Origin of the sequence: Streptomyces sp. NBC_01217, from assembly GCF_035994185.1 — a bacterium.
Lineage (GTDB): Bacteria > Actinomycetota > Actinomycetes > Streptomycetales > Streptomycetaceae > Streptomyces.
Map to the genome: position 1 here is coordinate 2,178,351 of NZ_CP108538.1, position 24,739 is coordinate 2,203,089.

General features: G+C 70.1%; 18 protein-coding genes. 7 read left to right on the forward strand and 11 right to left on the reverse strand.

Features of this window, described 5'->3' with window-relative positions; all coding sequences use genetic code 11:
• Nucleotide 1: 1 nt before the first annotated feature.
• The 9 genes from dgoD to OG507_RS09515 all read right to left on the reverse strand — a co-directional run bounded on the left by dgoD (nt 2) and on the right by OG507_RS09515 (nt 12,540).
• The gene (dgoD, locus tag OG507_RS09475; RefSeq protein ID WP_327366710.1) at nt 2–1,147 is read right to left on the reverse strand and encodes a galactonate dehydratase; all 1,146 of its coding nucleotides are present in this window, start codon (nt 1,145–1,147) and stop codon (nt 2–4) included.
• Nucleotides 1,144–1,887 carry a FadR/GntR family transcriptional regulator gene (locus OG507_RS09480; RefSeq protein WP_327366711.1) on the reverse strand — a complete coding sequence of 248 codons (744 nt, stop codon included), beginning with the start codon at nt 1,885–1,887 and terminating at the stop codon, nt 1,144–1,146. Before OG507_RS09480 ends, dgoD begins: the two co-directional genes overlap by 4 nt.
• A 40-nt stretch (nt 1,888–1,927) precedes the next feature.
• Nucleotides 1,928–2,686, reverse strand: a complete 759-nt coding sequence (locus tag OG507_RS09485) for an SDR family NAD(P)-dependent oxidoreductase (RefSeq protein WP_327366712.1) — start codon at nt 2,684–2,686, stop codon at nt 1,928–1,930.
• Between the two features lie 74 nt (nt 2,687–2,760).
• Nucleotides 2,761–4,875 carry an alpha-galactosidase gene (locus OG507_RS09490; protein ID WP_327366713.1) on the reverse strand — a complete coding sequence of 705 codons (2,115 nt, stop codon included), beginning with the start codon at nt 4,873–4,875 and terminating at the stop codon, nt 2,761–2,763.
• Nucleotides 4,872–5,765: a carbohydrate ABC transporter permease gene (locus OG507_RS09495; RefSeq protein WP_327366714.1), complete on the reverse strand. Its 894-nt coding sequence runs from the start codon at nt 5,763–5,765 to the stop codon at nt 4,872–4,874. Before OG507_RS09495 ends, OG507_RS09490 begins: the two co-directional genes overlap by 4 nt.
• A complete protein-coding gene (locus OG507_RS09500) occupies nt 5,762–6,700 on the reverse strand; it encodes a carbohydrate ABC transporter permease (RefSeq protein WP_327366715.1) in 939 nt (312 codons plus the stop codon). Before OG507_RS09500 ends, OG507_RS09495 begins: the two co-directional genes overlap by 4 nt.
• A gap of 1 nt (nt 6,701) precedes the next feature.
• On the reverse strand, nt 6,702–7,991 hold the full coding sequence (locus OG507_RS09505) for an ABC transporter substrate-binding protein (protein WP_327366716.1): 1,290 nt from the start codon (nt 7,989–7,991) through the stop codon (nt 6,702–6,704).
• A gap of 158 nt (nt 7,992–8,149) precedes the next feature.
• Nucleotides 8,150–10,261: a glycoside hydrolase family 27 protein gene (locus OG507_RS09510; RefSeq protein WP_327366717.1), complete on the reverse strand. Its 2,112-nt coding sequence runs from the start codon at nt 10,259–10,261 to the stop codon at nt 8,150–8,152.
• A gap of 155 nt (nt 10,262–10,416) precedes the next feature.
• A complete protein-coding gene (locus OG507_RS09515) occupies nt 10,417–12,540 on the reverse strand; it encodes an alpha-galactosidase (protein WP_327366718.1) in 2,124 nt (707 codons plus the stop codon).
• A 178-nt stretch (nt 12,541–12,718) separates the two neighbouring features.
• Between OG507_RS09515 and OG507_RS09520 the strand changes: the two genes are divergently transcribed.
• The 7 genes from OG507_RS09520 (at nt 12,719) to OG507_RS09550 (ending at nt 22,828) form a co-directional block, all read left to right on the forward strand.
• Nucleotides 12,719–13,894 (forward strand): ROK family transcriptional regulator, encoded by a 1,176-nt coding sequence (locus OG507_RS09520; protein WP_327366719.1) that lies wholly within the window; start codon nt 12,719–12,721, stop codon nt 13,892–13,894.
• A 9-nt stretch (nt 13,895–13,903) separates the two neighbouring features.
• Nucleotides 13,904–15,214, forward strand: coding sequence for an ABC transporter substrate-binding protein (locus OG507_RS09525; RefSeq protein WP_327366720.1), 1,311 nt, complete (start codon nt 13,904–13,906; stop codon nt 15,212–15,214).
• A 21-nt stretch (nt 15,215–15,235) separates the two neighbouring features.
• Nucleotides 15,236–16,210 carry a carbohydrate ABC transporter permease gene (locus OG507_RS09530; protein WP_327366721.1) on the forward strand — a complete coding sequence of 325 codons (975 nt, stop codon included), beginning with the start codon at nt 15,236–15,238 and terminating at the stop codon, nt 16,208–16,210.
• Complete coding sequence (locus OG507_RS09535) at nt 16,207–17,130, forward strand: carbohydrate ABC transporter permease (protein WP_327366722.1); 924 nt, start codon at nt 16,207–16,209, stop codon at nt 17,128–17,130. The genes OG507_RS09530 and OG507_RS09535 overlap by 4 nt, the downstream gene beginning before the upstream one ends.
• Nucleotides 17,131–17,214: 84 nt before the next feature.
• The gene (locus tag OG507_RS09540) at nt 17,215–19,050 is read left to right on the forward strand and encodes an alpha-galactosidase D (RefSeq protein ID WP_327366723.1); all 1,836 of its coding nucleotides are present in this window, start codon (nt 17,215–17,217) and stop codon (nt 19,048–19,050) included.
• 134 nt (nt 19,051–19,184) lie between these two features.
• Nucleotides 19,185–21,611 carry a glycosyl hydrolase family 95 catalytic domain-containing protein gene (locus OG507_RS09545; RefSeq protein WP_327366724.1) on the forward strand — a complete coding sequence of 809 codons (2,427 nt, stop codon included), beginning with the start codon at nt 19,185–19,187 and terminating at the stop codon, nt 21,609–21,611.
• Nucleotides 21,608–22,828, forward strand: coding sequence for an SGNH/GDSL hydrolase family protein (locus OG507_RS09550; RefSeq protein WP_327366725.1), 1,221 nt, complete (start codon nt 21,608–21,610; stop codon nt 22,826–22,828). The genes OG507_RS09545 and OG507_RS09550 overlap by 4 nt, the downstream gene beginning before the upstream one ends.
• Nucleotides 22,829–22,920: 92 nt before the next feature.
• On the opposite strand, the gene OG507_RS09555 is transcribed toward OG507_RS09550, so the two are convergent.
• Both OG507_RS09555 and OG507_RS09560 read right to left on the reverse strand, forming a co-directional pair.
• Complete coding sequence (locus tag OG507_RS09555) at nt 22,921–23,277, reverse strand: hypothetical protein (RefSeq protein WP_327366726.1); 357 nt, start codon at nt 23,275–23,277, stop codon at nt 22,921–22,923.
• A 98-nt stretch (nt 23,278–23,375) separates the two neighbouring features.
• Nucleotides 23,376–24,329: a heme o synthase gene (locus OG507_RS09560; protein ID WP_327366727.1), complete on the reverse strand. Its 954-nt coding sequence runs from the start codon at nt 24,327–24,329 to the stop codon at nt 23,376–23,378.
• Nucleotides 24,330–24,739 lie beyond the last annotated feature (410 nt).

Sequence of the window (24,739 nt, forward strand, 5' to 3'; positions counted from 1 at the left end):
CTCACCACTCGGCGAAGGCGCCGTCGTCGTGCCGCCACACCGGATTGCGCCAGGCGTGTCCGGCGCGGTCGGCCGCTCGGACGGCGTTCTCGTCGACGGTGACGCCGAGCCCCGGCAGGTCCGTCCGCCGGGCCTGTCCGTCGTCGAAGCGGAACGGTTCGGTGTCGACGACGTACGAGAGCAGATCGGCGTCCTTGTTGTAGTGAATGCCCCGGCTCTGCTCCTGGATGAGGAAGTTCGGGGTGGCGAAGGCGATCTGGAGGCTGGCCGCGAGGGCGATGGGGCCGAGCGGACAGTGCGGGGCGAGCTGCACCCCGTAGGTCTCGGCGAGCGAGCCGATGCGGTGGACCTCGGAGATGCCCCCGGCGTGCGAGAGGTCCGGCTGGGCGACCGCGATCCCGGCCGTCAGGGCGGGCAGGAACCCGGCGCGTCCGTAGAGCCGTTCGCCAGTGGCTATGGGGACGGAGGTGGCTCCGACGAGGGCGGGCAGCAGATGCCCCTGCTCGGGCAGGAGGGGTTCCTCCACGAACAGCGGGTGCAGCGGCTCGATGGCGTGCAGCACCCGGCGGGCCCCGGCGGGACCGAATCTTCCGTGCATGTCGATGGCGACATCGCGGCCGGGACCGAGCACCTCGCGGGCGGCGGCCACCCGTTCGACGACGGCGGCGGTCTCGGCGGGGGTGGCCAGCGGTGAGGTGCGGCCCGCCGCGTTCATCTTGACAGCGGTGAAGCCGGCCTCGACCTGGGCGGTGATCTCCTCGGCGAGACTGGCGGGTTCGTCGCCGCCCACCCAGGCGTAGACCCGGACCAGGTCGCGCACGGGACCGCCGAGCAGTGCGTGCACGGGGGCGCCGTAGGTCTTTCCCGCGATGTCCCACAGGGCCTGGTCGATTCCGGCGACGGCGCTGGAGAGTATCGGGCCGCCCCGGTAGAAGCCTCCCTTGGTGAGCACCTGCCAGTGGTCCTGGATGCGCAGCGGGTCCTGTCCGATCAGATATTCGGCGAGGACGTCGACGGCGGCCCGGACCACCTCGGCCCGGCCCTCGACCACGGGTTCGCCCCAGCCGACGACTCCTTCGTCGGTCTCGATCCGGCAGAACAGCCAGCGGGGCGGGACGAGAAAGGTCTCGATGCGAGTGATCTTCACCGGCTCCCGGTCCCCTCGTCGGTGGCCGCCGCGGTGCCGTGGACCCGGTCGAGGTCGCGTACGGCCTGGTCGAGCAGGGCGCGCATGGCGCGTTCGGCGGCGGCCGGGTCCTGTGCGCGCACGGCGTCCAGGACGGCACGGTGGCTGGGCACGGGGTCCTCGCCGTGCAGCGAGCTGTGCACGATCTCGTCGCGGTGCGCGAGGCCGGACTCGATGACCATCTCCATGCGTTCCAGCAGTTCGTTGTGGGTGGCGGCGAGGAGCGCGCGGTGGAAGGCGAGGTCCGCCTCGACCGCGTGGGCCGCGCCGCCCTCCTGCTCGCCCATCGCGGTGAGGGCCGCTTCGAGTGCGTCGAGGTCGGTGTCGGTGCGGCGTTCGGCGGCCAGCCGGACGGCGGCCGGTTCGATGATGCCGCGGACCTCGCCGAGGTTGCGCAGCAGCGCCAGGTCGGCGCCGGATCCGGGGCCGCCCGCGAACTGCCAGCGCAGCACGTCCGCATCGAGCAGATTCCAGTCGGAGCGGGCTCTTACGAAGGTGCCGCGCTTCTGGCGCGCGTCGACCATCCCCTTGGCCGCGAGGACCTTCAGGGACTCCCGCAGGGCGGTCAGGCTGACGTCAAGTTCGCCCTGGAGCGCCACGAGGTCGAGTGTCGCCCCTTCGGGGATCTCGCCGCTCAGGACCCGGCGCGCAAGAGTCTCCACGGTCTGGCCGTGCACTCCGCGGCGCGCGTATGGCGTCATGTCTGTGTGCCTTTCTGCTGTGCGATGGGTACGGCGGCGCTCAGGCCGAAGCCTTGACGACGGACCAGCCGCCGTCCACGACCAGGCTCGTTCCGGTGATGTAGGACGCTTCGTCGGCGGCGAGGAACGCGATGGCCGCCGCCGCTTCCTGCGGGGTGCCGAACCGGCCCGCGGCGGTCTCGGTGACGCTCTTTCGGCGGTCCTCCTCCGCGACCCGGTCCCAGGCCGCGGTGAGGATGGGTCCTGGCAGTACGGCGTTGACCCGCACCTCGGGTCCGTACTCCACCGCGAGCTGTCCGCACAGGGAGAGCAGCGCGCCCTTGGACGCCGCGTAGGCGGGGTGTCCGGGGATGCCCTTGTGGGCGTGGACCGAGGAGGTCAGCACCGCGGCGCCGCGGTGTTCGCGCAGGTCGGGCAGGACCGCCCGGAAGCCGAGGAAGCTTCCGGTGAGGTTCACCGCGAGCTGGCGCTCCCAGGAGGCGACGGTCATCTCGTGGGCGGGGGTGACGTCGACCGTATAGGCGTTGCTCACCAGGACGCCGACGGGTCCGAAGGTGTGCGCCGCGGCCACGGCCCGCTGCCAGTCGGCCTCGTCGGAGACGTCCGTACGGACGAAGAGGGCCCGGCCGCCCCGGGCGCGGATGCCCTCGGCGACGCTCTCGCCGGGGCCTTCCGCGATGTCCGCGAGGATCACCGCGGCGCCCTCCGCGGCGAGCCGTTCGGCGGTGGCCGCGCCGATGCCCGAGGCGGCTCCGGTGACCACGGCCACCTTGTCGGCGAAGCGGGGGTGCTGGTTCATGGGGCGGGTCGACTCCTCGGGGTTCCTACGTGTTGTGGGCCTGTCGGCTCGTCGGTGACTCTAGTGACGGCGCGTCAGGCAGGTGGCTGCTGCCTTATCAGTACGACGAGTTCCGCGTCGTACTGCGCGGTCCAGATGAACGGCAGCCCGTAGTGCAGCAGATGGGCGCCGCTGTGGACGGCCTTGGTCTGCTGATCGGTGTAGCGGGCGGCCGGGTCCAGCCCGCGCAGCCGCAGCCGGGCGGCGCGGCCGGGGACGAGCGGCGCCCCGTCCAGGCGTCCGGTGTTCCAGGCGGTGACGGCGATGCGTGCGCCGCCCTCCTCCTCGTACTGGATGCCGCAGGTGGCATCGGCCGGGGTGCCGAGCAGCCGGACCTCGCCGTGGTGGAGGAGGTCGCGGATCTCCTTGTAGCGGCTCACCCATGCGGCCGCTTCGGTGCGCTGTCCGGTGGACCAGGTGCGGATGTCGGCGCCGATGCCCAGGACCCCGGCCATGGCGGTGACGAAGCGGAAGCCCAGGGAGCGGGGTCGCGGGTCGAAGACGCCGGGCGAGTCGGTGACCCAGGAGCTCATGGTGTGCGGGGCGTGTGCGTGCAGATAGCCGTACTGGATGGCGAGGCGGTCCAGCGGGGCGGTGTTGTCGCTGGGCCACACCACGTCGGTACGGGCGAGGGTGGCGTGCTCGATGCGGCCGCCGCCCCCGGCGCAGCCCTCGACGGTGACGTGCGGGTGGTGCTCGCGCAGATGGTCGAGCACGCGCAGGTATCCGGCGACGTGGGCGGCGTCCAGGTCCTGTTCATCGACGGGGCCGCCGCCCGGCCGGCCGCGCTCGGTGGGCGGGCGGTTCATGTCCCACTTGAGGTAGCTGACGGCGTGGTCGCCGAGGAGCCGGTCGAGGGTGGCGATGACGAAGTCCTGGACGTCCGCGCGGCCGAGGTCGAGGAGCAGTTGCTCGCGCACCAGCGTGGCGGGGCGGCCGTCGATCCGGTAGACCCACTCCGGGTGTTCGGCGTACAGCCGGGACGCCGGGCTGATCGCCTCGGGTTCGACCCAGAGGCCGAAGTCCATGCCGGTGGCGCGGACTTCGTCGATGAAGTGGTCGAAGCCGTCGGGGAAGTTCGCCGGGTCGGGGTGCCAGTCGCCCAGGCCGCCGGTCTCGTCGTGCCGTCCGGTGAACCAGCCGTCGTCGACGACGAAGAGTTCGGCGCCCATGTCAGCGGCGATCCGGGCGAGTTGGAGCTGGCCTTCGGCGTCGACGTCGAAGCCGGTCGCCTCCCAGGAGTTGTAGAGGACCTTGCGGGTCCGGTCCATCCGACCGCCGCTGAGCCGGCGTTCGTACCGGTGCCAGACCCGGGCCAGGCCGTCCAGGCCCTCCGGGCTGAACGCGCAGGCCAGGCGGGGGGTGGTGAGGGTGGTGCCGGGGGCGAGCCGGACGGCGCCCTCGTGGGGCACCCGTCCGGCCGCGACCCGTACCGCGCCGCCGGGTTCGGCGTCGGCTGTCAGGTGCCAGTTGCCGGACCACTCCAGTGCGACGCCGTACGTCGGGGTGTCGCCCCCGTCCGGGGCTGCGGCGTCCTGGACGGCGAGCCAGGGCGCGTACGCGTGGCCGGGGACGCCCTGCGTGGAGGCCATCTCGAAGCGGCCGCGGGCGAGTTCGAGCTGGGTGCGGGTGAACTCCTGGGACCACTGGCCGGTGAGGTAGGTGAGCCGGGCTCCGTCCGTGACGGGGACGGTGACGGCCGCGGAGTCGATGCGTTCCAGCCGCAGTTCCTCATCGCCGGTGCAGCTCAGCTCCGTCCAGCGCAGGATCACGTCGGTGCCGGGCACGGTCTCGTAGCAGAGGACCGCGCGCAGCCCTTGCAACTCGTCGGTGAAGCCGAGGCGGAGCGCCCGGTCGCCGTCCCGGGTGGCGGAGTCGAAGGTCCACCAGGTGCCGCGTTCCTGCCCCGGGCGCCGGGCGACGAGTTCGGCGCCGGTGAAGGGGCGCAGACCGTACGGGAGGTACTCGGCGGGGGCGGCGTCGGCGGGGGTGATGAAGTGGGTGCGGTGCGGCCGGTCGAAGGGGGACTCGCCCGTCTCGACGCCGTGCGGGCCCCAGGCGACGAGTTCGGCCCAGCGGCCCCCGCCCGCTATCCGTACCGCGTAGGTGGTGTTCTCGGTGCGCAACAGCCACCGGTCGTGCGGGCTCACTTCACTGCTCCCAGATTGAGTCCGGCCACGAAGTGGCGCTGGAATTTGAGGAATACGACGACGGTCGGGGCCGCGGCGATGACGGAGCCGGCCGCGATGACGTTCCACATGGAGACGTACTGGCCCTGGAGTCCGATGAGCGAGGCGGTGATGGGCATCTGGCTGTCGGTGCGCAGCACGGTGATGGCCCACAGCAGATCGTTGAAGATCCAGGTGAACGACAGGGCGCTGAGCGCGGCCATGGCCGGTTTGGCGAGCGGCAGGATGATCCGGGTGTAGATCTGCCAGGGTCCGGCGCCGTCGATGACCGCGGCCTGCTGGATCTCCGGCGGGATGGACCGCATGAAGCCGTGCAGCACGAAGACGTAGAAGCCGATGCCGAAGCCGACCTGGACGCCGATGAGGGCGTACAGCGAGTCGTACAGGCCCAGCAGTTCGCTGAGTCTGGAGACGGGGACCAGCAGGATCTGCGGGGGCAGCAGGTTCCCGCCGAGCATCAGCAGCAGGAGGGTGCGGCGCAGCGGTACGTCGTAGCGGCTGAGCGCGAAGGCTGCCGTCGAGGCGAGCAGCAGCGACAGGAGCACCGTCGGTACGGTGACCAGGAGGCTGTTGATCAGGGCGCGCTGCTGTCCGCCGTCGACCCAGGCCTGGCGGAAGCCGTCCAGGGTGAAGGAGTGCGGCAGGCTGCCGACTCCGTGGGCGGCGACGTCGTCGAAGGACCGGACGCTGGTGACCAGGACCAGTGCGATGGGCAGCAGCCACAGCGCGGAGAGCAGTCCGGCGCCGATGTGGAATCCGGCGGTGCCCCAGATCCGGCGTCGTTCGCGCGGCACGGCCGGGGCGGTGTCCTGCGGGTCCGTGCGCGGGGCCGGGGTGTGGGTGGCGGTCATGCGTCGGCCTCCCGGAAGGCGCGGACGAGGTAGGACGCGATCACGCCGAAGGCGAGTACGAAGATCACGACCGCGAGGGCGGAGCCGTAGCCCAGTCGCAGCGACTGGAAGGCGGTGGAGTACATGTAGGTGCTGAGGAGTTCGGAGGAGTGGTACGGGCCGCCGCGGGTGAGCGCCCACACGACGTCGAAGGAGCGCAGCGAGTCGATGACGATCACCGACAGGACGACGGCGTTGACGCTGCTGAGCTGCGGCAGGGTGATGTGGCGGAACTGCTGCAGGCGGGTGGCGCCGTCCATCTTCGCCGCCTCGTAGAGCACCGGGTCGATGCCCTTGAGTCCGGCCAGGTACAGCACCATCACATAGCCGATCTGGCGCCACAGCGCGGGCACGATCACGGCGTACAGGGCGGTGTCCTGGTCGGCGAGCCAGGCGTGGGTGAGGCCGGAGAGCCCGACCGCTTCGAGGGTCTTGTTGATCAGCCCGTCCGGCTGGTACATCGCCTGCCACACCAGCGCGGTGGCGACGAGCGAGAACACCACGGGCAGGAAGAGCGCGGCCCGGTAGAAGCCGACGCCCCGGCGCTCCTGCTGGAGCAGGAGCGCCGCGCCGAGGCCGAGGGCCGCCGAGAGGCCCCCGAAGAGCAGCAGCCAGATGACGGTGTCCAGGGCGGCGGTCCGAAAGACGGCGTCGCCGAACATCTCACGGAAGTTGGCCAGTCCGACGAACTCCGGGGCGGAGACCCCGTCCCACTTGGTGAACGAGAGGTAGAAGCCCTGGAGCGCCGGCCAGAACACCCAGAACGCCTCGGCGAGCAGCGGCACCAGGACGAATGCCAGGACGACGGGCGGGACCCGGGTCGCCCGCTTGCGGGCCGGGGGCCGGCCCGCGGTGTGCTCCCGCGTCTCCTTCCGTGGTGCGGTGAGTACCGCCATGTCACTGGCTCCAGATCTTCTGCGCGTCCCGCTGCCAGGTGGTGAGGATCGAACCGATCTCCTTGGGCTTGGCCAGGAAGCGGGTGAGTGCGGTGTCGGCGGTGGGGGCGAGGGCGTCGCTGGAGTCGCGGTTGAAGAACTGGGTGACGTCCGCGGCGCTCTCGATCAGCTTGCGGCCCTTGATGACCAGCGGGGTTCCGCTGTCCTTCGCGTCCGGGTGGGTGGGCAGCGAGGTGCCGGAGGAGCCCTTGAGGTAGATTTCCTGGGCCTCGGCGGTGGCGAGGTAGCGCAGCAGTTCCTTGGTCTCGTCCTTGCGGCCGGTCCGGGCGCTGGCGAAGTAGCCGTCGGTCGGGGCCTCTTCGGCGAGCGGTACCTTCGGGTCGATGACGGGGAACCGGAAGAAGTCGATGTCGCCGAGCTGGTCCTTGGGGGCGGCGTCGGCGAAGAAGGTGCCGATGAGCATCATTCCGGTGCGGCCCTGGAGCAGTGCGGTGGTCGCGTCCTGGAAGGGCAGCGCGGTCCCGTTGGGGTCGAAGTAGGGCAGCGCCTCGCTCCACCGGTCGAAGACCTTGCGGACCTCGGGGTCGTCGAAGCGGTGCTTTCCGGCCAGCAGGTCGCGGTGGTATGCGGCCCCGTTGATGCGGATGTTGAGGTAGTCGAACCAGGAGGAGGCCACCCAGGGGGTGTTGCCGCCGGCGCCGAGGCCGATCGGGGCGACGCCCTTGCTCTTGAGCTTGTCGCACAGGTCGAGGAACTCGTCCCAGGTGCTGGGCTCCTTGACGCCCCACTTGGCGAAGTTGGACTTGCGGTAGAAGACGCCCCACCAGTAGTAGGTGGTCGGGACGAAGACCTTCTTGCCCGCGGAGTCGGTGCACAGCTTCTTCAGCGCGTCCGAGTAGCCGGCCAGCTCGGGCTTCTCCCAGATGTCGCTGACGTCGAGCAGCAGGTTCTTCTTGGCGTACGACTCCGCCACGGATCCCGGGTACCAGGTGTAGAGGTCCGGCGGGTTGGCCGAGGTGAGGTAGGTCGGCAGCTGTGTACGGAAGGTCTCCGAGGCGACGGTGTTGAGCGAGCCGCGTGCTCCGCCCCGCTTGTTGAAGGCATCGATGACCTCCTGCATCGCCGACTTGGCCTGCGGTGAGGAGAGGTTGGACTGCAGGGTGACCGCTCCGCCCGAGCTCCCCTTTCCGCCGCTCGACGACGAGGCCACGCAGCCGCTGGTCAACGCGGTGGCGCCGACGGCCGCGGCACCGGCGAGGAAGGTGCGGCGACTCTGTGCTGTGGTGTTCATGGGTCTCCCTGTGCGCCCACGGAACGGGGCCCGGCCCCCTGACGGCCGGGCCCTCGTTCGGCTGATACAGACTGACGGGGCGGTGGGCCACCGTCAAGATTAATTACTAATTTATTTTTTCTTGCTCGGACCGGGCCTGCGTCAGGCCTCGTCCCCGCTCAGATCGCGCCCTGGCGGACGAGCCCGGCGACACCGCGGAAGGCCGTCAGCACTCCGCCGTCGGGCCCTGCCACGGCCGCCAGTTCCCCGTCGAAGGCCCCGCTGACGAAGGCGTTCTGCCGGGACCAGCCGCCCCAGCCGGTGGCGGTGGCATAGGTGCGCTGCCACAGGGTGTAGTCACCGGCGCGGGCATAGAGCCGCACCTGGTCCCCGGTGGCGACGAGCGTGGGACTGCCGCTCACGGTGCCGCCCAGCGAGGTCCAGTCCGACCATGTGCCGGACGCCTCCTGCACCCGGGTGCGCACCGAGTCGTCGTCGGTGCGAACGGCCAGATGCGTACGCCCGGCCGCGTCGGTGACGGCCGAGGGCCGCCCGTACAGCGCCGACCCCTCCGGGCCCTGGAACGCGGTCCAGCCGGTCGCCGCCCCGCGGGTGTGGATCAGCCCGTCCGTGCCCCGGGCGAAGAGGGTCCAGTGACCCGAGCTGTCGTACGCGGCGGACGGTGCGTCGGCGAGCGTTCCGCCGAGCTTCTGCCACCGGCCCCAGCGGCCGTCGGCGTAGGAGATCCGGTAGGCCGCGTCATCGGTGCCCCGGGCGAAGACGTCGATCCGGCCGGGCCCGGCCGAGTACGCCGCGGGCGCCCCGACGATCCTGCCGTGCGTCGGCCCGCCGAGACCGGTGTCCCCCGCGCTCCAGCGCCCGTCGCGTCCGCTGCGCTGCCGCAGCGAACCGTCCGCACCCCGGGTGAACACACTCAGCCGGTCGCCGTCCCGCACCAGTGCGGGGGTCGCCTCGGACCTGGTGCCCAGCGAGGTGCCCGGGGCCTCGTCCCGGCCGCTCAGCGCGAGGAAGGCGGTGCCGTGCGCGGGCACCTCCACGGTGTACGAACCGGTGTACGTGCCGCGGCCCTTCCTGGCCCGCAGGTCCCGCACCCCGACCGGGCCGCCCAGTCCGGCGTCGGCGAAGCTCACGGTGCGCTCGGCCGCCCGGTCGGAGCGGTTGAGGAGCACCACCGCCCGCTTGCCGGAGCCCTTCAGCACCTTGCTGTAGACATCACCGGTGGCGTCGGTCGCGACGCGCACGCCCTGGATCGCCAGGGGGTCCTGGTCGACCGCGATGATCTCCGGGTTGCGCAGGGTGTCGATCATCTGCCGGGGCAGGGTGCGCGGGTCCGAGCCGATGACCAGCGGGGAGCCCATCTCGGCCCACATCACCAGCTGGGTGGTGGACTCCTCGGCGGTCAGCTCGTACGAGCCGTCAGCCAGCTTGCGCATCGGGATCAGGTAGTCGGGGTCGTTGTAGCGGCCCGGCCCCTGCGCCTCCGGGTGCCAGGCATTGGCGTCCATGTTGCGCAGGATGTTGGGCCACTGACCGGGGGTCGGGGTGCCCCAGGCGATGTCGGTGCCGGTACGCCAGGAGTCAGCGGTCCTCGGACCGTACACATAGGCGTTGTGGGCGTCCTGCGCCGGTGTGTGCGGCAGGCCCCAGTCGTCGGTCAGCGGGTTGCAGAGATTGAGCAGCATGCGCCGGCCGGACTTGGCGACGGCATCGCTGAACTCCTTGAACGCGGGCCCCGGATCGGCCTTCTCGGTGATCCCGCAGAGGAAGTCGACCTTGATCGCGTCGACCTTCCAGCCGGCGAACTGCTCGGCGTCCTCCCGGTAGTGGCCGCGGCTGCCGAGGCCGCACGTCTTTCCGCCGTCGTAGGTCCCGGCGTCGGTGTAGATGCCGGCGCGCAGTCCGCGCTGGTGCAGATAGTCCACCAGGGCGGGGATGCCGGAGGGGAAGCGGTCCGGGTGCGCGACCAGCCGGCCCTGCCCGTCCCGCGGGTCGTCGGCCTGCCATCCACCGTCCAGCCAGACGATGTCGTAACCGCTGCTCTTGAGGCCGCTGCTGACCAGGTAGTCGGCAACTCCCTTGACCTGGACCTCGGTCGGGGCGCCCAGACCGTAGTAGGTGTTCCACCCCATGTACGGGGTCGGCGCGAGGCCGCTGTCGTAGTACGGCGGTGCGCCCTGGACGGTCCGCTGGTCGGCGTGTGCGGCCGGTGCCGACACGGCGAGCAGTACGGCCGCGCCCAGAGCGGCCGCGGCGCGCCGGGCAGGCGCCATCCTTGCACCTTGCGAAATCAACTGGTTCTCCCAGGAGTTGGGGATGTCCGGCGCCCGGCCTCCGGAGATCAGGGGGCGGCGCCACGGACAGGACTGTGGCGCCTCACCCGACTCCCGTCAATATTTATTACTAATTAAGTGAAACTTGGTCTCCCTCAGGGCATCCGGACCAGATGCACCGCTGCGCTCGCCCAGTCCCCACGGGGCAGTTCGGGCCGGATCCCGTACTCCCGCAGCACAGTTGCGGAGTGGACCGCGCCGGTGCGGGCGTCGCGGTAGCGGGCGGCGGGATCCAGTCCGGCCGGGCGCAGCAGCGGGGCGGGGTCGCCCGGCCGGGAGGTCCGCCGCCAAACGAGCAGCAGGGCCTCGCCGCGGTCGGCCGCGGTGTACTGCACGGCCGCCGCGCCCTCGTCGTCGGGTGCGCGCAGCCGGTGGAGTCCGCCGTGCTGGACGAGGTGGCGGATCCGCTTGTACTCGGCCAACAGGGCGGCGCCCTCGGCGAGTTCGTCCTCGGACCACCGCGACAGGTCGCCGCCGATGCCCAGTACCCCGGCCATCGCCACATGGAAGCGGAAGCGCAGCGGCACCGAGCGGCCGGTGAACTGGTTCGGCACATCGGTCACCCAGGCGGCCATGGTCCGCGCCGGATAGAGCTGGCCGTATCCGTGCTGGATGTCGATGCGGTCGGCGGCGTCGGTGTTGTCCGAGGGCCAGGCCTGGTCGGTGCGCGCGAGCATGCCCAGGTCCACCCGGCCGCCCCCGCCGCTGCACGTCTCGATCCGGAGCCCGGGGTGCTCCGCGCGGAGCCGGTCGATGATCCCGTAGAGGTGCTGGACGTACGCCGTCCACACCGCGTCGGCCCCCTCCGCCCGGTCCGGCCAGCCGGCTTCGCTGAAGGCGCGGTTCATGTCCCACTTCAGGAAGTCGATGCCGTGGTCGCCGACGAGCCGGGTCAGCCAGCCGTACGCCCAGTCGGCGACGTCGCGGCGGGCGAGGTTGAGCACCAGCTGGCTGCGCAGCTCGGTACGGGTGCGGTGGGGGAAGTGGAGCACCCAGTCCGGGTGCGTGCGGTAGAGATCGCTGTCCGGGCTGACCATCTCCGGCTCCACCCACAGGCCGAAGCGCATGCCGAGCCGGTGCACCTCCTCGACCAGAGGCGTCAGCCCTCCGGGGAAGCGGTCCGGGGCCGGTGACCAGTCACCGAGTCCGGCCTCCGCGCTGCGGCGCGCCCCGAACCATCCGTCGTCCATGACGTAGAGCTCCACGCCGAGCGCCGCCGCCCGGGCGGCCAGCGCCCGCTGGCCCGCTTCGTCCACGTCGAAGCCGGTCGCCTCCCAGGAGTTGTAGAGGACCGGCCGGATCTCCCGGGGGTGCGGCAGTACATGGGCGAGGGTGTACGCGTGCCAGGCCCGGCTCGCCGCACCGAAGCCGCCCTCGCTGTAGAGGCCGGCGTGCACCGGGGTGGTGTGTTCCTCGCCGGGTCCGAGCGGGAGGGCCGGGCCCTCGTGACCGGCACCTCCAGTGAAGCCCGCCCGGCCGTCGGGGGTGCGCTGCACGGTGATGCGCCAGCTGCCGCTCCAGGCCAGGGCCGCGCTCCACACCTGGCCGTGGTTCTCGCTCGCGTCGCCCGCGTCGAGCATCACCCAGGGGTTCGCGTGGTGGCTGGTGATGCCCCGTCTGCTGGTGAGGACCGTCTCGCCGAACGGCAGCGGGTCGCGGCGCAGCCGGGTCTCGGCCGACCACTGGCCGGTGACATGGCTCAGCCGGTAGCCGTCCCGGAGCGGCAGGGCCCAGGCGGCGGAGTCGGCGCGCTGGAGAGCGACGGGGGCCACGCCGTCGTTGCGCAGCACGGTCCAGCGCTCGATGACGTCGCTGTCGTCGTGGACCCGGTAGTGGAGTGCCACCCGCAGGGGGTGCACCCGGTCGCGGAACTCCAGGACCAGTTCGGTCGAGCCCGGTGCCGGCTCGTGCACCCGGTGGCCGGTGGCCTGCCATTCGAAGGCACGGGTGCCGTCGGCGAAGCGCACCTGCAGCGAGGGAGGTCCGTAGCGCGGTCCGCCGTCGACGGGCAGTTCCTCGCCGACGGACGGCCGTCCCTCGAAGCTGCTGGCCGGCGGCCCTGGCGGAGTCACGAGTTCCCCGGCCTCCTCCAGGGTCAGCGCGGGTCCCCACCCCAGGTGGCAGGGCGCTCCCGTCGCGTCGATCCGCAGCGCGTACGAGGTGCGCGGGGTGGAGAGCAGCCAGACCCCGGCGTCGGGGGCGAAGGCGATCACAGGCATTGATCCTCACGTTCAGGTTGCGCCACGAAGGCAGTGGGCAGCCAACTCTTCCTTTGATCAGCTGTCAATCCCCCGTCCCTGTATGAGATTTGCATGCTTCCGCCGTGGAGAGTTGAGATTTCGAAAGAGCCTGTTTCTTTTATTGACAGCAGAAAAGAACACCCTCTACGTTTCGGCCATGCGCTCGTCCCCCGGTACGGAGGCAGTCCCGGTCCCGACTCCGGCCGCTTCCCTCGTCTTCACCACCACGCTCTCCCACGGCCCGCTCACCCGGGCCGAGATCGGTCGTCGGACCGGTCTGTCACCGGCCGCGGTCACCAAGGCCGTACGGCCGCTGATGGCGGCGGGCTATCTCGTCGAGGGAGTGGACGAGGAGGCGCCGCCGTCGCTCGGACGGCCCGCCAACCTCGTACGGGTGGACGGCGGCCGCGCACTGTTCATCGGGGTCAAGGTCACCGGGGACGAGATCATCGCGGTGCTCACCGACCTGTGCTGCCGCATCCGGGTCGCCCGGCATGTCCGGATCACCACCCGTGATCCCGCCTCCGTGCTCGCCTCGACCGGCGCGCTCGTGCAGGAACTCCTCCTGGAGGCCGACGGGTTCGGGGTGCGGGTGAGCGGCATGGGTCTCGCGGTGTCCGGAGATGTGGACCGCGCGGCCGGAGTGGTCCGCTACTCACCGTTCCTGGACTGGCGCGATGTTCCGCTCGCCGAGCTGGCACAGGCCGTGACGGGCCTGCCGGTCACGGTCGACAACGACGTCCGGGCACTGACGGTGGCCGAGCAGTGGTTCGGGGCCGGCGTGGGGGTGCCGGACTTCGCGCTGGTGACCGTCGGCGCGGGCATCGGCTGCGGGCTCGTGGTGCACGGCAGGGTGGTCTCCGGTGCGCACGGGGTGGCCGGCGAGATCGGGCATCTGTCCATCGACCCGCAGGGACCGCCGTGCCACTGCGGCAACACCGGGTGCGTGGAAGCCATCGCGGGTGACGCCGCGATCATCCGCCGGGTGGCGGAGGTGACCGGGCTGCCGGTCACCGACTCCGCCGAGGCGCTGCGGCTCGCGCACCGGGGCGACCCCGGGGCCCGTGAGGTGTACGCCAGGGCCGGGGAGGCGATCGGCCGCGCCATCGGGGCCGTCGTCAATGTCCTGGGACCCCAGCGGGTGATCATCTCGGGCGAGGGCCTGGCGGCGTACGACCTGTTCGCCGAGCAGATCCGCGACACCTTCGCCGCGGCCGCCTTCGGCACCGCCGCCCAGTGCGACGTGATGACCCGCCCGCTCCCCTTCGAGGTATGGGCGCGCGGGGCCGCGGCCACCGCGATCCAGTCCTTCATCGGTACAGAACACGTATGAGGAGCAGTAATGACGATGCAGAGCCGCATCACGCCCGTCACCGGTCACAGCCGCCGTTCAGTGGTGCGCGGCACGCTCGGAATCGGTGCGGCGGCACTGGCCGCACCCCTGTTGACGGCCTGCGGCGGCGGCCCTTCGTCCGACCCGAAGACGGTGACCTTCGGATCCAACGGGGCGGACGCCACCCCCAAGTCCGCCTACGCGGAGCTGACCGGCGCGTTCACCAAGGACAGCGGTCTGAAGGTGAAGACGAACACCGTCGACCATGACACGTTCCAGAAGAGCATCTCCAGCTACCTCCAGGGCACACCGGACGATGTCTTCACCTGGTTCGCCGGTTACCGCATGCAGTACTTCGCCAAGAAGAAGCTCGCCCACCCGATCGACGACGTCTGGGACTCCATAGGCTCCGGCTTCAGCGACGCCGCGAAGCAGCTCTCCAGGGGCGAGGACGGCAAGTACTACTTCGTCCCCCTGTACAACTACCCGTGGGCCGTCTTCTACCGCAAGAGCGTGTTCAAGGAGCGCGGGTACGCACCGCCCCGCACCTGGGGCGAATTCACCGCGCTGGCCAAGCAGATGAGGAAGGACGGCCTCTCGCCGATCGCCTCCGGATACGGCGGGGGCGACAGCTGGTCGATCCTCGGCGCCTTCGACTACCTCAACCTGCGGGCCAACGGCTACGAGTTCCACATGTCGCTGATGCGCGGCGAGGTCTCCTGGACCGACCGCAGAGCCTCGCGCACCCTGGACCTCTGGCGCGAGCTCAGCCCGTACTACCAGCAGGGCGCGGGCGGCCGTTCCTGGCAGGACGCCGCGCAGTCGCTGCTCGACAAGAAGTCCGGCATGGCGGTCATCGGGCTGTTCCTGGGACAGCAGATCACCGACGAGAAGCTGCGTGCGGACATCGACTTCTTCGCCTTCCCGGAGATCGACCCGTCGTTCGGCCAGGACACGGTCGAGGCGCCCACCGACGGATTCATGCTCAGCCGCAGGCCCAAGAACCCCGAGGGCGCGGCCAAGCTGCTCGAATTCCTGGGCAGCGCCCAGGCGGAGAACCTCTACATGGGGGTCGACCCGAGCAATGTGGCCGTCCACTCGAAGGCGGACACCAGCGGGTACAACCCGCTGCAGAAGAAGTCCGCGGAGCTCATCGCCTCGGCGAAGCACATCACCCAGTTCGGCGACCGCGACAGCGACCCGGGCTTCATCTCCACCGTCGTCCTGCCCGGTCTGGCGCAGTGGCTGGGCCACCCCGACGACGGCTCGGCCCTGCTGAAGAAGATCGAGTCCCAGCGCTCGCGCTTCTTCACGGCCTGATCAGGACCGGGAAGGTTCGCCATGTCCTCCGTACGCCCGGCGCCCGACGCCGGCCCTCCCCGGGCTCCCGCGCCGGTTCGCCCGGCGCGGTCCCGCCCCCGGCCGCTGCGGCTCGGCCGCGGCGACCGTCTCTTCCTCACCGTCATCGTCGGCGTTCCGCTGCTCGCGCTGCTGGTGTTCGTCTGGCTGCCGGCCCTGGCCTCCATCGGGCTGTCCTTCACCACCTGGGACGGCATCGAACCCGGTGACATCCAGTGGGTCGGCCTGGACAACTACCGGGAGATCTTCACCAATTACCCGCCCTTCTGGCCCGCGGTGCAGCACAACGTCGTCTGGCTGCTGTTCACGGCGCTGCTGCCCACCCCGTTCGGCATCTTCCTCGCGTACCACCTCGACCGGAAGATCAGGTTCACCCGCTTCTACCAGACCGCGGTCTTCCTGCCCATGGTGCTCTCGCTGGCCGTGGTCGGCTTCATCTGGGAGATCATCTACAACCCCGACAACGGACTGCTCAACGGTGTCCTGAACGGGGTGGCACCCGGCCATCACATCGACTGGCTGGGCGATCCGGACCTCAATCTGTGGGCCGTGCTCATCGCCTCGGCCTGGCGGCACACCGGCTACATCATGATCCTCTACCTGGCCGGTCTGAAGGGCTTCGACCCCGCGCTCAAGGAAGCCGCCTCACTGGACGGCGCCAACGGGCGCCAGACCTTCCTGAAGGTGGTCTTCCCGGCACTCAAGCCGGTCAACATCATCATCCTGGTCGTCACCGTCATGGAGTCGCTGCGGGCCTTCGACATCGTCTATGTGCTCGGCGGCGGCGTCGGCAGCAAGCCCGGCATGGAGCTGCTGTCGCTCCTGATCACCGACAACATCATCGGCGAGTCCAGCCACATCGGTTACGGCTCCGCGCTCGCGGTCGTCCTGCTCCTCGTCTCGCTGGTCGCCATCGGGACCTTCCTTGCCCAGACCTTCCGCAAGGAGGACCAGTGACCGCGACCGTCACACCACCGGCCGCCGGCCCGCGCACCCGCCGCGCACCGCTCCCGGACGCGGGCCCTGCGCGCCCGAGGCGGCAGACCGGACGGCATGTCCTGCTCGGCTCGATCGCCTTCCTGTGGCTCGTCCCGCTGCTGTGGGCGGTGTACACCTCGCTGCGGCCCTACTCGGACACCAGCAGACACGGCTATCTCTCCCTGCCGCACAGCCTCGGCTTCGAGAACTTCGGCGACGCCTGGAACCAGTCGGGGATGCCGCACTTCTTCTGGAACTCCGTCCTGATCACCGTTCCGGCGGTGCTCGGCACGCTGCTCTTCTCCGCCGCGGTGGCCTTCTTCGTCTCCCGGTTCGACTTCCGCTTCAACGTCGTCCTGCTGATGCTCTTCACCGCGGGCAACCTGCTCCCCGCCCAGGTGCTGATCACTCCGCTGTACCGGCTCTATCTGCTGATCCCACTGCCCGGCTGGATGAGCGACTCGTTCCTGCTCTACAACTCGGTGTGGGGCATCATCGTCATCCACATCGCCTACCAGTGCGGCTTCTGCACCTTCGTCCTCAGCAATTACATGCGGACGATCCCGAAGGAGATCACGGAGGCGGCGCTGGTCGACGGCGCCCCCGTGTGGCGCCAGTTCTTCCAGATCGCGCTGCCGCTGTGCCGTCCCGCGTTCGCGGCGCTCGCCACTCTCGAATCGATCTGGATCTACAACGACTTCTTCTGGTCGCTCGCCCTGATCGAGACCGGCGACAAGCGCCCGATCACCTCCGCGCTCGCCAATCTCCAGGGCCAGTACTTCACCAATCCCAATCTCATCGCGGCCGGCGCACTGATGACCGCGATCCCCACGCTGCTCGTGTACTTCGCGCTCCAGCGCCAGTTCATCAGCGGTCTGACCATCGGCTCGGGCAAGTAGCGAACGGCCCGGCCCGCACCCGGAACACCGCACCATCGCCGAATCCCCTTCCCTTTCGCCGAGAAAGCAAAGAGGTCATCTCCCATGCGGTCACCCACCCGCCCCGCCGCAAGATCCCTGCGCTCCGCGCTGGTGCTCGCCGTCACAGCCGGCCTGGCCATCGCCGTACCGACAGCGCAGGCCGCCCCGTCCGGGGCCCCCGCCGTCACCACGACCGTGGCCGACGCAGCCGGCCCCGGTGAGGACGGCCTGGCCCAGAAGCCGTACATGGGCTGGAGCAGCTGGAGCCTCCAGACCACCTCGTACCCGGGAGTCAATCCCGACGGCAACTACAGCTATCTCACCGAAGCCAACGTCAACAAGCAGACCGACGCCCTGGCCTCCAAGCTCAAGAAGTACGGCTACGAGTACATCAACATCGACGCCGGCTGGTGGCGCGGCTGGGACTGGACGCCGGAGTTCGACGGGTACGGACGCCAGCAGGCCGACAAGGAGCGCTTCCCGAGCGGGATGAAGGCGGTCGCCGACCGCATTCATGGCAAGGGGCTCAAGGCCGGCATCTATCTGCCCGTCGGCCTGGAGAAGGAGGGCTACGGCGAGGGCAAGCTGCCGATCTGGAACACCGACGACTGCACCACCGGCGACATCGTCTACAGCGACCTGCGGACGACCAACGGCTGGGACAGCTCGTACAAGATCGACTTCTCGAAGCCGTGCGCCCAGAAGTACATCGACTCACAGGCGCAGCTCATCGCCGACTGGGGCTACGACTTCCTCAAGCTCGACGGCGTGGGTCCCGGATCCTTCAAGAGCGGCGACAACTACGACAACCGCGCGGACGTCGCGGCCTGGCAGAAGGCCATCAGGAGCACCGGACGGCCCATCCACCTGGAGATCTCCTGGTCGCTCGACATCAACTACGCCAAGGACTGGAAGGCCACGTCCAACGGATGGCGCGTGGACACGGATGTCGAGTGCTACTGCAACACGCTGGTGTCGTGGGAGAACTCCGTCGAGGACCGGTGGCGTGACACTCCCGGGTGGACGCGGTACGCCGGCCCCGGCGGCTGGAACGACCTCGACTCGATCAATGTCGGCAGTGCCGCGATGAGCGGCCTGACCAAGGCCGAGCGGCAGAGCTACATGACGCTGTGGGCGATCGCCAAGTCGCCGCTGTTCAGCGGGGACGACCTCACCCGGATCGACGACTACGGCCTGTCGCTGATGACCAACCGCGACGTACTGAAGATCAACCAGCAGCCGGGGAGGCCCGCCAAGCCCGTCACCCCGGTCGGCGACGAGCAGGTCTGGGCGTCCCTGAACCCCGACGGCAGCTACACCGTCGCCCTGTTCAACCAGGGGGACTCCCCCTCGCCGGTGACCGCCGACTGGTCGGCCCTCGGCTTCACGGGCCAGGCGTCCGTACGCGACGTGTGGAACAGCGAGAACCTCGGCCGGTACAAGGACGGCATCACCCAGGCCCTGCCGGCCCACGGCTCGCGTCTGTTCACCGTCACCCCGCAGGGCCCCGCGCTGAAGACGACGGCGTACGAGGCGGAGTCCCCGGACAACGTCCTGACCGGTTCCGCGTCCGTCGCCGACTGCGCCGAGTGCTCGGGCACGAAGAAGGTCGGCAACCTGTACCTGGGCGCCACGCTCCAGTTCACGGACGTCGTCGTCAAGCGGGCCGGCCGCTACCTGATCAACGTCGCCTACACGTCGGGGGATCCGCGGTCGATCGGCGTCTCGGCGAACGGCAAGGCACCCGTCGCGACGGCCTTCCCGTCCACCGGTGGCTGGGGTGCGGCCGACACGATCAGCGTGCCGGTCACGCTGAAGGCGGGCAGCAACACCGTCACCTTCGACAGTGGTACGGGCTACTCGCCCGACATCGACAGGATCGACGTTCCGCTCCTGTAGCCCCGTCGCACGACCGCAGCCGGGGGCGCGTCCTGATCGGCGCGCCCCCGTGCCGTGCCCTGCCCGCGCTCCTGCCCGGGCTCCCCGATGCCGTACCACGCCCTCCACCGTGTCCGCAGGAATGGAGTAGTCCCGTGAACGACCAGCATCCGCACACCCCTGCGCAGTCCAGCACCAGCACCAGCCGCCGTCGCGTGCTCTCGCTCGCCGCCGCCGTCGGATCGCTCACCGCCCTCGGCGGCCTTCCCGCCTTCGCCGCCTCCGCCCCGCCGAAGCGCCCCACCACCTCCCCGATGCTCGCCGAGGGCCAGGGCTCGACCACACGGATGTGGTACCGCGCACCGGCCGGCGAGAAGACGATGCTGGAGCGGGCGCTGCCGGTCGGCAACGGCCGGCTCGGCGCGCTCGTCGGCAGCGACCCCTCGCACGAACTGCTCTTCGTCTCCGACGCCACCACGTGGACCGGCGGGATCAACGACGTACTGGAGCAGGACGGGCAATTCCCGTACGGGCGGGCCGATTTCGGCAGCCTCACCCAGCTGGCGCATGTGACGGTCGACATCCCGGAGCACGACCTCGGCACGGTCAACAGCTACCGCCGCGAGCTCGATCTCGCCCAGGGCCTGGTCACCTCCAGCTACATCCGCTCGGGTGTGTCCTTCGAGCGCCGCGTCTTCGCGAGTCAGCCGGACGACGTGATCGTCGTGCAGTTCTCACAGCGCGGCGGCGGTCACTACACCGGCACCGTCTCGCTCGACGGCACGCACGAGGAGACGACTTCGGCGGACGGCGCGCACGACAGCCTTTCCTTCGGCGCCGAGTTCGCCAACGGGCTCCGTTACGGCGCCGCGGTCACCGCGCGCAGCACGAGCGGATCGGTCACCGTCCAGGACTCGAAGATCGTCTTCACCCGGTGCGCGGATCTGACGGTCGTGATCAGCGGTGGTACGAACTACGCCCCCGACCCGCGGGCCGGCTACCGGGACCCGGACCTCGACCCGGCCGCGCTCGCCAGGACCAAGGTGCGCGACGCCGTACGCCATTCACCCACCACACTGCTGCACACCCATGTGGCCGACTACCGCGACCAGTTCGACGGCATGCAGATCTCGCTGGGCCCTTCCACGGCCGAGCAGCGGGCGCTCGACACCTGGGAACGGCTGAAGGCGCGCACCCAACAGGACGAGCCCGACCCGGAGTTCGAGGCGCTCTATCTCCAGTTCGGCCGCTATCTGATGATCAGCAGCTCCCGGGGCAGCCTTCCTGTCGCCCTCCAGGGCCCGTGGCTGGACGGCAACGACCCGGACTGGATGGGCGATTACCACACCGACATCAACATCCAGATGAACTACTGGATGGCCGACCGCACCGCGCTCTCCCGCAACTTCGACGCGTTCACCGACTACTGCCTCTCCCAGCTCCCGGTCTGGACGGAACTCACCCAGAGCCTGTTCAACGATCCGCGCAACCGGTTCCGCAACTCCTCGGGCAAGATCGCCGGCTGGACCGTGGCGTACTCCACGAACATCTACGGCGGCCTGGGCTGGTGGTGGCACCCGCCGGGCAACGCCTGGCTGTGCAACACCCTGTGGGAGCACTACGAGTACACCCAGGACCGGCAGCATCTCGCGAAGATCTACCCGCTCCTCCAGGGCGCCTGCGAGTTCTGGGAGACCCGGCTGCTGACCATGACGGTCACCGACGCGGAGACCGGCAGGGAACGTGAGGTCCTCGTAGCCGACAAGGACTGGTCGCCGGAGCACGGCCCGCAGGACGCGAAGGGCATCACCTACGCGCAGGAGGTGGTACGGGACCTCTTCGCGCACTACCGCGAGGCCAGTGCACTGCTCGGCAGGAACGCCGCGTACAGCAAGGCGATCGCCGGGCTCCAGGATCGGCTGTACATGCCCGAGGTCAGCCCGAGGACCGGCTGGCTCCAGGAATGGATGTCCCCCGACAACCTCGGCGAGACCACCCACCGCCATCTCTCGCCGCTGGTGGGCCTGTTCCCCGGTGACCGAATCCGCCCCGACGCCTCGCCCGCGGCGCTGGTGAAGGGCGCGACCGAACTCCTCACCGCACGGGGGATGGAGAACTTCGGCTGGGCGAACGCCTGGCGGTCCCTGTGCTGGGCACGACTGAAGCACGCGGAGAACGCGTATCAGCTGGTGGTCACCAATCTGCGGCCGTCCGTCGACGGCAGCAACGGCAGCGCGATGAATCTGTTCGACATCTACGAGACCGGGAAGGGCCGCGGGATCTTCCAGATCGAGTCCAACTTCGGCACTCCCGCCGCCATGATCGAGATGCTGCTCTACTCGCGCCCCGGACACATCGAACTGCTCCCCGCGCTGCCCTCCGCCTGGGCGCGCTCCGGCTCGGTCACCGGTATCGGGGCGCGCGGCGGTTTCGTCGTCGACCTGAGCTGGCGCGACGGCAGGGTCCGCGAGGCCACCGTCCACAGTGCCGGCGGGCGCAGGACCAAGGTGACGGCGGGCGGCATCTCGCACGATGTCGACCTCCGCTCCGGGGAATCCGTCACGCTGCGGAACTTCCGATGAGCCGCGCGGCGCACCGCGCCCTGATCGCGGTCGTGGCCCTCGCCGCCACAGCACTCGCCCCCGCCCACGCCTCCTCCGCCGCCGCGGCCGCTCCCGTGCCCGACCGGTCGGTGGTCAGCTGGGCGGCCAGTGCGCACCGGCTGGGCGAGGCCCCGTCCGACCGCAGTTACCGTCTGGTCGTCCGCACGAGCGTGGGCGGCAGCGGAGTGCGCATCCGGGTGTCCAACGCGTTCGGCGACCGGCCACTGGTCATCGGCAGCGCATACGCCGGGCTGCGCAGGAGCGGTGCCCGGCTGGTCGCGGGCTCCAACAGGAAGCTGCGCTTCGCCGGGGCGGCGTCCGTGACCCTGGCGCCGGGTGAGATCCGCTACAGCGATCCGCTGCCCGGAAGGACCGAGGCCGGCAGCGATCTGGCGGTCAGTCTGTACGTACGGACGTCGGGCGGTGCCGCCACCGGGCACGGGATGGCCCTCCAGACGTCGTACGCGACCACCGGGGACCACGCGGCCGAGGAACGGGACGGCGCGTACACGGAACAGACCGGGTCGTGGTTCTACCTCGACGCGGTCGGCGTGGACACCGGCCCCGGCACCGGCGCCGTGGTCACGCTGGGGGACTCCATCACGGACGGCTGGCAGTCCACCACCGACAAGAACCTGCGCTGGCCCGACTTCCTGGCACGCCGGCTGCGCCAGGAGCCCGGCTCCACGGTCCAGGGCGTGGCCAACGCGGGGATATCCGGGAACCAGGTCCTGGCGGACGGCGGCGGGCCGAGCGCGCTCACGCGTCTGGACCGCGATGTGCTGTCGCTGCCCGGGGTGGAGACCGTCTTCCTGTTCGAGGGCGTCAACGACATCAAGGCGCACAGCGGTGTCACGGCGGCCTCGCTGACGGAGGGCTATCGGGGGATCATCGACCGGGCGCACGCGGCGGGCAAGTGCGTGGTCGCCGCCACGGTCCTGCCGTTCAAGGGCTGGTCGGAGTGGGATCCGGCGGGCGAGGCGGTACGCACCGAGGTCAACGACTGGATCCGGACCAGTGGTGCGGCGGACGCGGTGGCCGACTTCGACAAGGTGCTGCGCAGTCCGTACGACCCGGAGCGGATCCTGCCGACGTTCGACGGGGGTGATCATCTGCACCCGAACGACAAGGGGATGCAGGCACTGGCGGACTCGGTCCGGCTCGGTGATCTGGAGTGCCACCGCACCGGCGGGTGAGCCGGTACGGGGCCGGGGGGCGGCACGACAGCATCGAGGCCGGCCGGACAGCTGTCCGGCCGGCCTCGGTCCGTTCCACCCGCCGCCCGGGCTCAGTTCTTGTTGGACGGGCCGCCGATCTGGATACCGGCCATCCGGGTCCATTCGTACGGACCGGTGCGGACCTTCGCGGCGAATTCCCCGTCGAAGGACTCGTGCATAGTGATCCCGGCCTTCCGCGTGGCGCTCTCGGCGACCGCGTACGACGGGGCGACCAGATCGCCCCAGCCGCCGTCCTCACCCACGAGAACGATGCGGGCGCCCATCTGCCCGATGTAGGCGAGCTGTCCCTCCGCGCCGCCGTGCGCCTTGGAGAAGGCGCCGATCTGCTTGGCGAGCTTCGCCGCCCTGCGCTCAGCGCGGGCCGCCTGCTTGCCGCTCTCCACCTGGGTCTGTGCCGTCTCTGCCATGGTCAGGATGCTACCGATGGGTAGCTGAACTGGCGACGGGCGGGGCGCGTGGCATGGGCCACGTGCCCCGCCCGTCGGCAGGAGTCGTTGCAGCGGGACTACCTCAGGAAGGGGTCGACCGCCACGGCGACGAAGAGCAGCGAGACATAGGTGATCGACCAGTGGAACAGCCGCATCTCCTTGAGCTTGGCCCCGGACACCCCGGCCTTCGCCCGGGCCTGCAGGCCGTGTGCCTCCCAGAGCCAGAACCCGCCGGTCAGCAGCGCCACCGCGGTGTAGAACCACCCGGTGTAGCCGAGGGGAGTGAGCAGCAGGGAGACGGCCACCATCACCCAGCTGTAGAGGACGATCTGGCGGGCCACCACCCGATTGGAGGCGATGACCGGAAGCATCGGGACGCCGACGCGGGCGTAGTCGTCCTTCACCTTCATCGACAGCGGCCAGTAGTGCGGCGGCGTCCAGAAGAAGATGACGGCGAAGAGGATGACGGCGGCCCAGGACATCGAGTCGGTCACGGCGGACCAGCCGATGAGGACCGGCATGCAGCCCGCGATGCCTCCCCAGACGATGTTCTGCGAGGTCCGGCGCTTCAGCAGCATCGTGTAGACCACGACGTAGAAGAGCAGCGCACCGAGCGACAGCGCCGCCGACAGCCAGTTGACCAGCAGTCCGAACCAGACCGTCGAGATCACCGCGAGGGCGATGCCGAAGGCCAGGCACTCGCGCGGGCTCACCATTCCCGTGACCAGCGGACGCTGCGACGTCCGATCCATCAGCGCGTCGATGTCGCGGTCGATGTACATGTTCAGCGCATTGGCACCACCCGCGGAGAGATATCCGCCGACGGTGGTGGTGAGAACGAGCCACAGATCGGGTACACCCTGAGCGGCGAGGAACATCACCGGAACAGTGGTGATCAGCAACAGCTCGATGATCCGGGGCTTGGTCAGTGCCACGAATGCCTTGACACGGACCCCGAACGGGCGATGGCCCCCTGGGCTGGGAGTCAAGGCGACCCCTGCGGGTCGGGACTCGACGGCCGTCACGCACACCCCTGACAGAGAAATCCCAGCAAGCTCCGGGCGTGAAGGCCCGGTAAAGACTTGCGCGAACCAGACCACTGTAGACGTTGGGGACAGGCCCCCCTTCGCGGGGGTGGGGTCGTGTTGAAGTGGCTCACTAGCAGGCGCCCGTGCTCATAGGAGTGGCCCGGTCGCGCATCGGTGGCGGACCTCGCTCATGGGAGTGGGGTGGCGGCGCACAAGAAAAGAGCCTCGCTCATCGGAGTGACACAGCGGCACATAAGTAAGAGGACACGCTCATCGGAGGGCCCAGAAGTAGGGGTTCACGCTCATCGGAGTAGCGCATCGGTGAGCCGTTGCGCTCATACGGGAGGCGAACTCAGCGGGCCGCCTGCACCCTGGAAAGCAGCCGGAAAATGCATGTTCCGACGGGGGTAGGC